The organism is Arthrobacter sp. 05T420 (assembly GCF_056396305.1).
Genome location: NZ_JBFTLG010000006.1, coordinates 103,120 through 115,638, shown reverse-complemented (window position 1 = coordinate 115,638; position 12,519 = coordinate 103,120). Strand labels below are relative to the sequence as shown.

Annotated in this window: 12 protein-coding genes and 1 pseudogene; 9 read left to right on the top strand and 4 right to left on the bottom strand. The window is 67.1% G+C overall.

Going from position 1 to position 12,519, the window contains the following annotated elements; translation table 11 throughout:
- Positions 1-8: 8 nt before the first annotated feature.
- Together AC1DEM_RS07890 and AC1DEM_RS07885 are read right to left on the bottom strand one after the other, a co-directional pair.
- Positions 9-737: a VIT1/CCC1 transporter family protein gene (locus tag AC1DEM_RS07890; protein ID WP_476883947.1), complete on the bottom strand. Its 729-nt coding sequence runs from the start codon at positions 735-737 to the stop codon at positions 9-11.
- 228 nt (positions 738-965) lie between these two features.
- Entirely contained in the window at positions 966-2,159 is a 1,194-nt protein-coding gene (locus tag AC1DEM_RS07885) for a ferritin-like domain-containing protein (RefSeq protein WP_476883946.1), read from the bottom strand.
- Between the two features lie 104 nt (positions 2,160-2,263).
- Between AC1DEM_RS07885 and AC1DEM_RS07880 the strand changes: the two genes are divergently transcribed.
- The 6 genes and pseudogenes from AC1DEM_RS07880 (at position 2,264) to trxA (ending at position 8,868) form a co-directional block, all read left to right on the top strand.
- Positions 2,264-2,881, top strand: coding sequence for a ribosome maturation factor RimP (locus tag AC1DEM_RS07880; RefSeq protein ID WP_476883945.1), 618 nt, complete (start codon positions 2,264-2,266; stop codon positions 2,879-2,881).
- A complete protein-coding gene (gene nusA / locus AC1DEM_RS07875; protein ID WP_476883944.1) occupies positions 2,881-3,861 on the top strand; it encodes a transcription termination factor NusA in 981 nt (326 codons plus the stop codon). Before AC1DEM_RS07880 ends, nusA begins: the two co-directional genes overlap by 1 nt.
- Positions 3,813-4,475 carry a YlxR family protein gene (locus AC1DEM_RS07870; protein WP_476883943.1) on the top strand — a complete coding sequence of 221 codons (663 nt, stop codon included), beginning with the start codon at positions 3,813-3,815 and terminating at the stop codon, positions 4,473-4,475. The genes nusA and AC1DEM_RS07870 overlap by 49 nt, the downstream gene beginning before the upstream one ends.
- Before the next feature lie 152 nt (positions 4,476-4,627).
- Positions 4,628-7,525 (top strand): translation initiation factor IF-2, encoded by a 2,898-nt coding sequence (gene infB, locus AC1DEM_RS07865; RefSeq protein ID WP_476883942.1) that lies wholly within the window; start codon positions 4,628-4,630, stop codon positions 7,523-7,525.
- Positions 7,526-7,772: 247 nt separating this feature from the next.
- A complete protein-coding gene (rbfA, locus tag AC1DEM_RS07860; protein WP_476883941.1) occupies positions 7,773-8,282 on the top strand; it encodes a 30S ribosome-binding factor RbfA in 510 nt (169 codons plus the stop codon).
- A gap of 149 nt (positions 8,283-8,431) precedes the next feature.
- Positions 8,432-8,868 (top strand): annotated as a pseudogene (trxA, locus tag AC1DEM_RS07855) (thioredoxin).
- Positions 8,869-8,950: 82 nt separating this feature from the next.
- On the opposite strand, the gene AC1DEM_RS07850 reads toward trxA, so the two are convergent.
- A complete protein-coding gene (locus AC1DEM_RS07850) occupies positions 8,951-9,154 on the bottom strand; it encodes a hypothetical protein (RefSeq protein ID WP_377988345.1) in 204 nt (67 codons plus the stop codon).
- 144 nt (positions 9,155-9,298) lie between these two features.
- Positions 9,299-10,462, bottom strand: a complete 1,164-nt coding sequence (locus AC1DEM_RS07845) for a pyridoxal phosphate-dependent aminotransferase (protein ID WP_476883940.1) — start codon at positions 10,460-10,462, stop codon at positions 9,299-9,301.
- Positions 10,463-10,548: 86 nt separating this feature from the next.
- Here AC1DEM_RS07845 and truB point away from each other — a divergent pair, with 86 nt between their 5' ends.
- From truB to AC1DEM_RS07830, 3 genes are all read left to right on the top strand, one after another.
- Entirely contained in the window at positions 10,549-11,499 is a 951-nt protein-coding gene (gene truB, locus AC1DEM_RS07840; RefSeq protein ID WP_476883939.1) for a tRNA pseudouridine(55) synthase TruB, read from the top strand.
- The gene (locus tag AC1DEM_RS07835; RefSeq protein ID WP_476883938.1) at positions 11,499-11,852 is read left to right on the top strand and encodes a hypothetical protein; all 354 of its coding nucleotides are present in this window, start codon (positions 11,499-11,501) and stop codon (positions 11,850-11,852) included. The genes truB and AC1DEM_RS07835 overlap by 1 nt, the downstream gene beginning before the upstream one ends.
- A gap of 76 nt (positions 11,853-11,928) precedes the next feature.
- Positions 11,929-12,465 carry a hypothetical protein gene (locus tag AC1DEM_RS07830; RefSeq protein ID WP_476884030.1) on the top strand — a complete coding sequence of 179 codons (537 nt, stop codon included), beginning with the start codon at positions 11,929-11,931 and terminating at the stop codon, positions 12,463-12,465.
- The last annotated feature ends 54 nt before the right edge of the window (positions 12,466-12,519 follow it).

Here is a 12,519-nt window from a genome sequence, read left to right as displayed (position 1 = left end):
CTGCGGCCTTAGACGATGCCGCTCGCGCCGAGCGCATTGCCGATCGCAAACGTGGCCACCAGCGCCAGAGCACCGCCAACCACCACGCGGATAGCTGCCTTGAGCTTTGAGCCGCCGCCAATCCACGCGCCCACGGCGCCGGTGACCGCCAGCGCCACGAGCACGGCCACGAAGGTCAGCGGGATCCTGATATCTTCCGGCGGGAGCAGGATGGCCAGCATGGGCAGGACCGCACCGGCGAGGAACGCGACGGCGGAAGCGAACGCCGCGTGCCACGGACTCACGATGTCGGTCTCGTCAATGTTGAGTTCGGCTGAGAGGTGCGCGCCCAGGGCGTCGTGTGCCGTGAGCTCCCTGGCCACCGTGCGCGCCGTCGCGGGGCTCAGGCCTTTGCCCTGATAAATCGCGGCGAGCTCCTCGAGCTCTTCCTCCGGCTGTTCCGCCAGTTCCCGGCGCTCCTTCTCGATCAAGGCATGCTGGCTGTCCTTCTGGCTGCTGACGGAGACATATTCGCCGAGCGCCATCGAGATAGCGCCGCCCACGACGCCTGCGGCGCCCGCTAGCAGGATCGGCCCGGTGTCACTAGTGGCGCCGGCGACGCCGACGACAATCGCGGCGACAGAGACGATGCCGTCATTGGCCCCCAGAACGCCCGCACGGAGCCAATTGAGGCGGTGTGCGATGTCATTATGGTGCGGCTCGTTCTCATGAAAGGTTGCGGCGCCGGTGGTGTCCATGACTACAGCAAATCACCCGGGCCGGGGCGTTGCCAGTATTCCAAGGCTTACCAAATTTAGCCGAGGCTTGCTCCGGTCCGCAGCCTCGCGGCTGCGACGGCCCGCAGCCTCGCGGCTGCGACGGCCCGCAGCCTCGCGGCTGCGACGGCTGCGTGGCGGGGTCCAGACCCGGTAGGGCACCGGGATCCGCACCCACAGCACAGGCCGCCGTGACGGCTGCGACGGGCTTTAGCCTGCCGGCTGCGACGGCTGAGTGGCGGGGTCCAGGCCCGGCAGGGCACCGGGATCCGCCCCCCACAGCACAGCCCGCTTCCCGGCGCCGAGCAGGGCCGCGATGGCCCACTGCCGGGTCTCACCCTCGCTCAGCGCCACGAGGTCGCCATACGCGGGCAGTGCGGCGGCCTCCAGAGTGCCGAGCCCGGCAGCGGGGGAGGACAGGAAGGATGGACCCAGCGTGTAGCCCGCCTCCCGCGGCGGAACAGCGGAGCAGTGCAGCCGGCTCAGCGATTCTGCGCCGCTGAGGAGCGTGTCATGGCGTGCCAGTTGCTCGGCCGCGGACTTCGCCGCGTTCCCGTCCAGCCGGGGCAGCGCCACTTGGTACCCGTAGATGGTCTGTGCTTCGGTCCGGACCACCGCCGCCAGTGCGCCGCCGAGGCTGGATGCGGCCGCGAACTGCCCTGGACTGGACTGCGCAGCATCGGACTGCGGGGACGCGGATGGCGAAGGGCAAGTGCCGGACGGCTGCGGCGAGGCCGCGTCGGCGGCCGGCGCCGCAGTCCCGGTGCCGGCTGCGAGGGCCGAGGCCTGCAGCAGCTGTCCGGCGCCGACGGCAGCCAACAGCCGTGCCATGCCGCCATCGGCCACTGCAGCGTCGGCGAGGCGCTGTGTGCCGCTCTTCGCGAGGGCAGTTACAAGGCCGGCGGCGGTCGACGGCAGGGGTGCGGCTGGCGGTCCGGTACCGGGCTGGCCGGAAACGGAGGGAGCCGGTGTAGCGGAGGAGGTTGCCGGGGGCGTTTCCCGGCCGGAGCCCGCGGCCGCTGCGCCGGTTGCGTCGGCAGGGTTTTCCCCCGGTGCCAGCAACGCTTGCGCCTGGGTTGTCAGCAAGGTCACAGTCCGCTCGATGGCGGGGTTCCCGGCACCGGTGGAAGGGCCGTCGGTGCTGGGCGCCGAGCCGTCTTTTGAACCGTGTTGTTTCGCGGTGCCAAGCTGGCTGCCGGCCTCCCGCAACCGCGCGGTTTCGGCCAGTGCCGCGGCCCGCGCCTGTTCGGAAAAGGGCGGCTGCGCAGGAACCGGTGGCCGGGCCGGCATCAGGACCACCCCCAGGCTCACCACCACCAGGGCGAGGCATACAAGAAGCGCGTAGCGGGGGAGCGACCGGGGAAGGTGATCCTGCCATCGCTTTTCCCTGGTGTCGTCGTTCACAACAGACCATGTTGTCATGCCGGCCCGGAACGCGTGCACCACGCCGCCCGGAAAATCGCTAGGCTAGTACACACAACATTATCTAACGGGAGGCGGCCGGCATCATGACCAACGCAGAAGCCACGACTTCAACAGACCGGTCCGGGACGGGGAAGGCTGAAGCCGCACCCGTTCAAAATGTCGAGGCCGAGCGCCTGCACGCACTCTTGGAACCCGCAGTGCTGGCGAACCGGCTCTACCTGGAAGACGTATCCATCCACGTCGCCGGCGCCAACCGGGTGGTCCACGTAGTGGTGGACCTGCCGCAGGAGGAGACCGGGGGCGTCGGCCTCGACGTCATCGCGGAGATCTCCAAGACCCTCTCCGACACCCTGGACAACGACCCCAGCATGGACGCGCGCCCCTATGAGCTCGAGGTCTCTTCGCCCGGCGTCGGACGTCCACTGACGGAAGAGCGGCACTGGCACCGCGCCCGCGGACGGATGGTCAACGTGAACATGATCCAAGGTGACAACGTCACCGGCCGGGTCCAGTCCGTCGATGATGGGGGAGTCACCCTCGTTCCGGAAATTGCCGTCAAGAAGGGCATGAAGCCCAAGCAGGGTGAACCCGTCAAGCTTCCTTTCGACAGGATCCGCAGCGGAAAAGTCGAGATAGAGTTCAGCCACCTCGAAGAGGCCGGTCTGGAAAAAGCAAACAATGGACCTTCTGAGGAGGCCTGATGGATATTGACATGAGCGCGCTAAGACTCCTGGAGCGTGAGCGTGAAATCCCGCTGGATCTCCTGATCCCAACGATCGAGCAGGCACTGCTGGTGGCCTACCACAAGACCCCCGGCGCCTTCGAAAAAGCCCGGGCCGAGCTCGACCGCAAGAGCGGCCACGTGACCATCTGGGCCACCGAGATCGACGACGACGGCGCCCCGATCGGCGAATTCGAAGACACCCCCGCGGGCTTCGGACGCATCGCGGCCAGCACCGCACGCCAGATCATCCTGCAGCGCCTTCGCGACGCTGAGGACGACAACGTGCTGGGCCAGTTCAAGGGCCGTGAAGGTGAGCTTGTGGCTGGCACCATCCAGCAGGGCAACAACCCGCACATGATCCAAGTGAACCTGGGCGCGGTGGAGGCACTGCTGCCGCCGCCCGAGCAGGTTCCCGGCGAGAAGTACATTCACGGCAACCGGCTGCGCGCCTTCGTGATCGACGTCCACCGCGGCACCAAGGGCCCGTCCATCACGCTGTCCCGCTCCCACCCCGGTCTCGTCCGGAAACTCTTCGAACTCGAAGTTCCCGAGATCGCGGACCGTTCTGTCGAGATCGTCGCGCTGGCCCGCGAGGCCGGCCACCGCACCAAGATCGCCGTCAAGGCCAACACCCCCGGCGTCAATGCCAAGGGTGCCTGCATCGGTGAAATGGGTTCGCGTGTCCGGGCGGTCATGACGGAACTGAACGACGAAAAGATCGACATCGTTGACTACAACGACGATCCTGCGACCTTCATCGCCAGCGCCCTCTCTCCGTCGCGCGTGAATTCGGTCACGATCACTGACGAGGCGACGCGTTCGGCACGGGTGGTGGTTCCCGACTACCAGCTCTCCCTGGCTATCGGTAAGGAGGGCCAGAACGCCCGTCTCGCCGCCAAGCTCACGGGATGGCGAATCGACATCGTCTCCGACGCCGCCGTCAACAGCGGCAAATAGCTCGCAAGCGGGCACGCGCGCAGGCGCACGCACCTCACGCGCACCGGGCCGCCGTCGCGGCTCGGTTCGCGTGCCCGCTCTCACGGGTCAACCGTGATTTCTCACCTGACCGGCACGTCTGGGTTCGGGACCCGGGCGCCGGAGGGGCTAGAATAGACATGACCGCGCCTAAGGGCCGGTATCCGTGTGTCTTTGGCGCGTCTGGGGTTTTCCCAGATTCGCGGGATGCGATGATTCACCAAGCAGTTGTACTGGCAGGAAGATACTCGAACGTGGCACATGTGCAACACCTCGGGAATCAGCCGCAGCGCACCTGCATCGGATGCCGACAAAAAGGGTCGCGGTCGGAGTTACTCCGGCTCGTCGCCGGCGCCGGTGGTTCGTCCGCCGTCGTGGTGGATGAACGACGCCGGATGGCTGGCCGGGGAGCATGGCTGCACCCCAGCGAAAAGTGCCTGGCACTGGCGGTCAAACGTCGAGCGTTCGGCCGCGCCCTCAACGGCGCAGCCGGTACAGCTGATGTTGAACGCCGGATCACTGCCGGCACGGAAGCCGTGGGCACCCCGGTGGCCGCAGCAACAACCGTCCAACCTGAAAGCGGGTCAGAAAACTGATGGAAACCCGATGAGTTCCCAGCGATGAGTGCGCAACGATGACAACTTTGTTGCGCTCTGCAATGGGCCTTTCAGCTGCACTCGCGGCGGAGGCCCGCAGTAAGAAGTAGACGGTTCGTGCCTGGCTCGGTGCGGACCGAGACAGGAGAAATGTGGCCAAGGTCCGCGTACACGAGCTTGCTAAAGAGCTCGGTATTACTTCCAAAGATGCAGTAACCAAACTGCAGGAATTGGGCGAATTCGTTCGCTCCGCCTCGTCAACAATCGAGGCTCCCGTTGTGCGGAAACTGCGCAACGCTTTCCCCGACGCCCCCGCAGCTTCGAAGTCCGAAGCTCCGGCGTCCGCCCCCCAGGCATCTGCCAGCCCGGCAGCGACCCGTCCGGCGCCTGCGCCTGGCCCCGCTGCGCCCAAGGCTGCGGAACCCAAGGCTGAAGCTCCGGCTCCGGCCGCTGCGGCACCTGCCGCCGCGCCCGCCGCTCCGGCAGCCCCCGCCGCCCAGGCCCCGGCAGCCCCTGCTGCCCAGGCCCCGGCTGCTCCCTCGACGGGCGTCAAGCCCGGCGCGCGTCCGGCCCCCAAGGCTGAAACCCCGGCTGCTCCGGCACGCCAGGGCGGATCGGCACCGCGTCCGGGCGGTCCCCGTCCCGGCAACAACCCGTTCGCCACGTCCCAGGGCATGCCCCGCGGCCGCGGCGGCGACAACGATCGTCCCTCGCGTCCGGGCAATAACCCGTTCGCTCCTTCCCAGGGCATGCCCCGTCCGGGACGCACCGAGGGCGAACGCCCCGGTGGTCCGCGCCCCGCAGCAGGCGCAGGCGGCCCCCGTCCGGGTGGTCCCCGTCCGGCAGCAGGCGCAGGCGGACCCCGCCCCGGTGCCCCGCGTCCGGCCGGCGCTCCCGGTGCTGGTCGTCCGGCAGGAGCCGGCGGCAACCGCCCGACTCCCGGCATGATGCCGAACCGCACCGAACGTCCCGCACCCGCTGGTGCCGGCCGTCCCGGCGGCGGAGGCCGTGGTCCGGGCCGTCCGGGCGGCGCTCCAGGTACCGGTGCTCCCGGTGCCGGTGGCGGCGCTCCGGCCGGTGGTGGCTTTGGTAAGGGCGGCCGCGGTCGCGGCGGCACCCAGGGTGCCTTCGGTAAGGGCGGCGCAGGCCGCGGCAAGCAGCGCAAGTCGAAGCGTGCCAAGCGTCAGGAACTGGAGCAGATGAGTGCTCCGTCGCTGGGTGGCGTGAGCGTACCCCGTGGCGACGGCAACACTGTAGTCCGGCTTCGCCGTGGCTCGTCCATCACGGACTTTGCCGACAAGATCGAGGCGAACCCCGCCGCACTGGTGACGGTCCTCTTCCACCTCGGCGAAATGGCCACGGCCACTCAGTCGCTGGATGAAGAGACCTTCGCCCTGCTGGGCGAGGAGCTTGGTTACAAGCTCCAGGTCGTGTCCCCGGAGGACGAGGAGCGCGAGCTTCTCTCCGGCTTCGACATCGACTTCGAAGCCGAACTGGAAGCCGAAGGCGATGAGGAACTCGAGGCGCGTCCTCCGGTTGTCACCGTCATGGGTCACGTTGACCACGGTAAGACCCGCTTGCTCGATGCCATCCGCAAGTCCGACGTTATGGCGGGCGAGCACGGCGGCATCACGCAGCACATCGGTGCTTACCAGGTCACGCATCAGCACGAAGGTACCGACCGCAAGATCACCTTCATCGATACTCCGGGCCACGAGGCGTTCACCGCCATGCGTGCCCGTGGTGCGAAGGTCACCGACATCGCCATCCTGGTGGTGGCAGCGGACGACGGCGTTATGCCGCAGACGATTGAGGCGCTCAACCACGCGCAGGCGGCCAACGTGCCGATCGTCGTGGCCGTGAACAAGATCGACAAGGAAGGCGCCAACCCGGAAAAGGTCCGCGGCCAGCTGACCGAGTACGGCCTGGTTCCGGAAGAGTACGGTGGCGACACCATGTTCGTGGAGGTCTCTGCCCGCCAGAACCTGCACATCGACGAGCTGCTCGAGGCTGTTCTGCTCACCGCGGACGCTGCCCTGGACATGCGCGCCAACCCGAACAAGGACGCCCGCGGTATCGCGATTGAAGCCAACCTGGACAAGGGCCGCGGCGCGGTTGCTACCGTCCTGGTTCAGTCCGGCACCCTGCACGTCGGCGACACCATCGTGGCAGGCACGGCCCACGGCCGCGTCCGTGCGATGTTCGACGACGACGGCAGCGCGCTGACCGAGGCCGGCCCGTCCCGCCCCGTGCAGGTGCTGGGTCTGTCCAACGTCCCGCGCGCCGGTGACACCTTCTTCGTGACCGCTGACGAGCGCACCGCCCGCCAGATCGCCGAGAAGCGTGAAGCCGCGGACCGCAACGCCGCACTGGCCAAGCGCCGCAAGCGCATCAGCCTGGAAGACTTCGACCAGGCCGTCGCCGATGGCAAGATCGACACCCTCAACCTCATCCTCAAGGGTGACGTGTCCGGTGCCGTGGAAGCCCTCGAAGACGCGCTGCTCAAGATCGACGTCGGCGAGGGTGTCCAGCTCCGCGTCATCCACCGCGGTGTCGGTGCGATCACGCAGAACGACGTCAACCTGGCAACGGTCGACAGCGCCGTCATCATCGGCTTCAACGTCAAGCCCGCCGAGCGTGTTGCCGAACTGGCAGACCGCGAAGGCGTGGACATGCGCTTCTACTCCGTCATCTACGCAGCAATCGATGACATTGAGGCAGCCCTCAAGGGCATGCTCAAGCCGGAGTACGAAGAGGTCCAGCTTGGCACCGCCGAGGTCCGCGAAGTGTTCCGTTCCTCCAAGTTCGGCAACATTGCAGGCTCGATCGTCCGCTCGGGTGTTATCCGACGCAACGCCAAGGCCCGCGTCACCCGCGACGGCAAGATCATCGGTGACAACCTCACCGTTGAGACGCTCAAGCGCTTCAAGGACGACGTCACCGAGGTCCGCACGGACTTCGAGTGTGGTATCGGTCTTGGCTCGTTCAACGACATCACCGAAGGCGACTTCATCGAGACCTTCGAGATGCGCGAAAAGCCGCGCGTCTAGATTGTCTTAGCGTTACAGGTGCGGGGCCGTTGGGTTTTTCCCGGCGGCCCCGCCCCTTCGCCGGCCGGTTTTCGATCTTCGATCGCAAACCGTCCGGCTCCGATAGGCCCGATGCCACTCCCAGGCCGCCGGAAAAAACCCAACGGGAGTCCGTCGTAGACTCGCCTTAGGGGCGTGGCATCAAAACCCAACAGTTGTGCGGCCACCGTTCCGGCGCCGTCGTACATCCAAATTTTTAGGAGTGGAAATGGCTGATCCCGCACGGGCTGCCAAGTTGGCGCAGCGGATTAAGGTTGTCGTTGCCGAGGCGCTGGGCCGGAGGGTGAAGGATCCCCGTCTGGAGGGCGTCACCGTGACCGACTCGCGGGTGACCAACGACCTGCAGCACGCGACTGTTTACTACACCGTCTTCGGTGATGAAGTGGCACAGGCCGATGCCGCCAAGGGGCTCGAGAAGGCCAAGGGCGTGCTGCGGCAGGAAGTAGGCCGGAACATCACCGTGCGGCTGACCCCGACGCTCGAGTTCGTGGCCGACCAGATCCCCGTCAACGCCTCGAACCTCGAGGAACTGCTCCGCGCCGCCAAGAAGCGCGACGCCGAGGTGGCGGCGCTGGCCGAAAGCGCCACGCACGCCGGGGAAGCCGATCCTTACAAGAGTGACACGCCCCAGGACGTGGAGCTCGACGAGGACGACTTCGACGAAGAGGACATCGACCTCATCGACACCGACGCGATCGACGAGGACCGCAACAAGTAAGTGTGCCTTCCACAGCAGGGGCCGGAACCGGAAACGGATCCGGCCCCTGCTGTTTCCGCATCCGGGGACCTTCGACCCTTGGCCCGTTCATGGGCAGGGGAGTCCCATGGAACCATGACTGCGGGTATGCGCAAGGGCGCCGGAGTGTCGTGGCATCCAGCCTGATCAAATGCCAGAACTGCGGGAAGACCAACCGGATTCCTGCGGCCGCTGCCGGGCACCCGCGTTGCGGCAATTGAGGGAAGGTCCTCCCCTGGATCGTGTCGGCGTCAGACGCCGACTTCCCGGTTGTTGCGGAGCAGTCTTCGGTCCCGGTTCTGGTCGATTTCTGGCCGGCTTGGTGCGGGCCATGCCGCATGGTCAGCCCGGTGCGGACAAGCTGGCGCAGGAACGGGCCGGGAAGTTCAAGCTCGTGAAGGTCGACGTCGACATCTCACCGGGCTTGTCCCGGCGGTTCGATATCCAGGCCATCCCAACGTTGCTTGTCATCAAGAAGGGGACGGTCGCGGCCCGTCAGGCTGGCGCGCCGCCGGCCGCGGCCCTCCGCAGCTGGCTCGACGAGGCATTGGCGGCAAGTCCGGGGTGACCACCGGGCAGATGCCGCCGAGAGGGCAGATCATGGCAGTGTGCGGGAGAAACATTGCCGCGAAATGCCTTCTCGAAATGCGCTAGCGGCGCCGAGAGCGCCCGACGCCCAAGCCGCCCAGCACGGGCGATCCTGCGCCGAGGAGGAAACCGAAGTCGTACCAGTTCCCGGCGCGGGCGGAGTTGTAGAACGGGAACTCGCTCCAGGCCCCGAAGACATGGGCGATCAGGACGATCCACGCCGTCAGCCCATTCCAGAAGCCCCACAGCAGGTCTTGCCACCACACGATGTACCCCCTTGGCTGGAATTCCAGGGCGCCCGGGCGAGCCAGGACAGCCCGAAGTCAGGATAACCAGGTCGGCTGGGAGCACCGTGTGATTAGGCTATGGCTCCAGAGGTGCCGGCAACAGGGCCGGTGGTCCCGGCGCGGTCAGCTGCCGGCTACGCGGGCCGGAAGGCGGCCAAGGCCCTCCTCAAGGTCCGCCTGGTTACCGCAGAGCGCAATGCGGATCCAGCCTTCGCCGATGGAGCCAAACGCCGTGCCGGGGGCGAAGGCCACGCCGGAATCCGCCAGGAAGCGTCGGGTCCAGGCCCGGACATCCCCGCCGCTGGCGTGGGAGACGTCCGCCCAAAGGTAGAAGGCACCTTGGGCCGCGAGGTAGGGGATGCCGTGGGAGCGCAGTACCGCCGAGGCCGCGTCGCGGTTGGCCCGGTAGTGGGCGTGGGCGTTGCTGACATAGTCCTGCGGACCGGTCAACGCCGCCAGCGCGGCATACTGCGACGGCGAGGCCACGCAGGACACGATCGACTCCATCACGTTGTTCATTTTCTGCTCCAGCCCGGGCGGGCAGATCAGCGCGCCGATGCGCAGACCCGTCAGCCCGTACGTCTTGGAGAGCGTGAGAGAGGTGAACACGCGCGCTTCGCCCGGAACGTCGCTGTCGAAGCTGGCCGGGCTGACGTGGGGGACATCGTAGGTGAACGCCTCGTAGCATTCGTCGGAGATAATCCACAGATCGCGCCGCCGCGCCAGCTCCACGAGGCGGCGGGTCAGGTCCTCGCCCAGGACCGCGCCAAGCGGGTTGGATGGAGAATTCAGGATCAACACCTTGGTTCGCGGCGTGATGAGCGCCTCGATGTCCTCAATCCGCGGCTGGAAATCGTGCTCCGGGTACAGCGGATAGCGGACGGGAACGGCATGCAGCAGGCTGCTGGTCATCGCGAAAGTGGGGTAGCCGGGGTTGGGAATGAGGATCTCATCGCCGGGGGAGAGCAACAGGCTCATGGCGAAGTGCAGGCCCTGCTGGGCGCCGTCGACCACGTAGACGCGCTCGGCGCCGACCGGCGTCGCGTTGTGTTCACTGAAACGGGCTGCGAAGGCCTCCCGCAGTGCCGGGATTCCGGCGTTCGGTGTGTAGTTGGTCTCGTCCCGGTCAAGGCAGGCCATCCCGGCCTCGAGGACGTGGCGGGGTACCGCAAAGCCCGGCTCCCCGATACTGAGCACGATTGCACCCGGCGTTCCCCACGCGGCTTCGGTGATCTCGCGGATCTGGTTGATCGGGACGTCGCGGACATGTGCGGCAAGCTCGGGCATGTGTGCCATCCTAACGCCCGGCGTCCACGGTGGGCTGTGAGGGCCGTGGGCAGTAGGGCAGGGCTGGCCCGCATATACTGGGAGGCGTGCTTTCTGGACTGGTGATAGTGGACAAGCCGCAAGGCTGGACCAGCCACGATGTGGTTGGACGGATGCGGCGGATCGCCGGTACCCGAAAGGTCGGCCACGCCGGGACACTTGATCCGATGGCCACCGGCGTTCTTGTGGTGGGCATCAACAAAGCCACCCGGCTGCTGACCTACATCGTCGGCACCTCCAAGACCTACACCGCCACCATCAGGCTCGGCGAATCCACCGTGACGGACGACGCCGAAGGCGAGGTCACCGCCACCCGCAGCGCCGCTGGGGTCACCGAAGACGCCGTCCGCGCCGGCGTCGCCGCACTGACCGGGGAAATCGAACAGGTTCCCAGCAGTGTCAGCGCCATCAAGGTCAACGGCGAACGCGCCTACGCCCGGGTCCGGTCCGGTGAAGAGGTCAAGCTCGCGGCCCGGCCCGTGACGATCCACCGCTTTGAAGTCCACCAGGTCCGCTTCGTGCGCGAGGCCGAGGCAGACAGGGAAGCCCTGGACGTAGATGTCACGGTGGAGTGCTCTTCCGGCACCTATATCCGTGCCCTCGCCCGCGACCTCGGTGACGCTCTCGGCGTCGGCGGGCACCTGACTGCACTGCGCAGGACGCAGGTGGGCCCGTACACCCTGGACCAAGCACACACCCTTGAGCAATTGGCGGAAAAGCTGGACGTCCTGGAGATCTCGGACGCGGCCCGGGCGCTGATGCCGAACCGTGAACTCAGCGAGGCGGAGACCACCGAGATTTCTTTCGGCCGGAGGGTCGCCGCAGGAGCCGCGGCCGGCACGCCGGAGGCAGCGACCGCGGACAAGCCGGCAGCGGCGTTCGCGCCGGACGGGACGCTCGTGGCGCTCCTGGCCGACGCGGGAAGCTACGCCAAGCCTGTCCTGGTGTTCGCGCCCGACAACGAAAAGCGCTCCAGTGAAAAGCAGGCCGACCAGTAGTGGACGCGTATTTCTACATCATTCTTGTGGTGGGCCTGCTCTCCAGCATTATCTGCGCCGCCGCGGGCCTCCTGAAGAAGGCACCCAACGACACGACGATCCTGTCGGTGGCCGCCGTCGAACTTGCCCTCCTGGTGTATCTGGTGGGATCGATTGTCCGGGTGGCCAGCGGGGAGCGCATCGCGGGGGAGTCCTGGGAGTTCTGGGGCTATCTGGCCACGGCGCTGATCCTCCCGATCGGCGCCGTGTACTGGTCCATCCTGGAGCGGACCCGCTGGAGCAACTTCGTCCTGGCCGCCGTCGGCGTCACCGCCCTGGTGATGGCAGCCCGCATGAACCAGATCTGGTATTGAGATGGAAGAGGCAGAAAACGTGAACGCAAAATCCTCGCAGGATGGCACGAACACCCCGGCGGGGCCGGCCTCCGGCATCACCGGGGCAGCGGATGCCCGACAGGCAGCCGCGGGCTCCACGGAAACTGCTCCGGCGGAAACTGGGGCGTCGGCGACTGGAGCCCCGGCTGGAGCGGCTGCGACCGGGGCTGCCCAAACTGCGCCGCCGGCGACCGACACCCGCAATACTGGGCCGGGACGGCTGCTTATTGCTGTCTATGCCGTGTTCGCGATTTCGGCGACGGCCCGGGCCGGCTACCAGATCCTCACCAAGTTTTCCGAAGCGCCGCTGGCGTACCTGCTGTCAGCCTTCGCCGCAGCCGTCTATGTCGTGGCCACCGTTTCCCTCGCGAAACCGGGCCGCACCGCGTTCAAGGTATCCGTGGCAGCAGTCCTGGTGGAGCTTGTGGGCGTCCTCGTGGTGGGGGCACTGAGCGTCTTCGACTCTGTGAACTTCCCGCACGAGACGGTGTGGTCCTTGTTCGGCCGCGGCTACGGATTCATCCCGCTCCTGCTGCCTATTCTCGGGCTCATCTGGCTGTATCGCCGGCGGCCCGCGCCCCGGCAACACTAGGCGGGCTGCGCGTCCGGGGCTCGCACCGAGGCTTCTCCGTCCTGGGGCCCGACC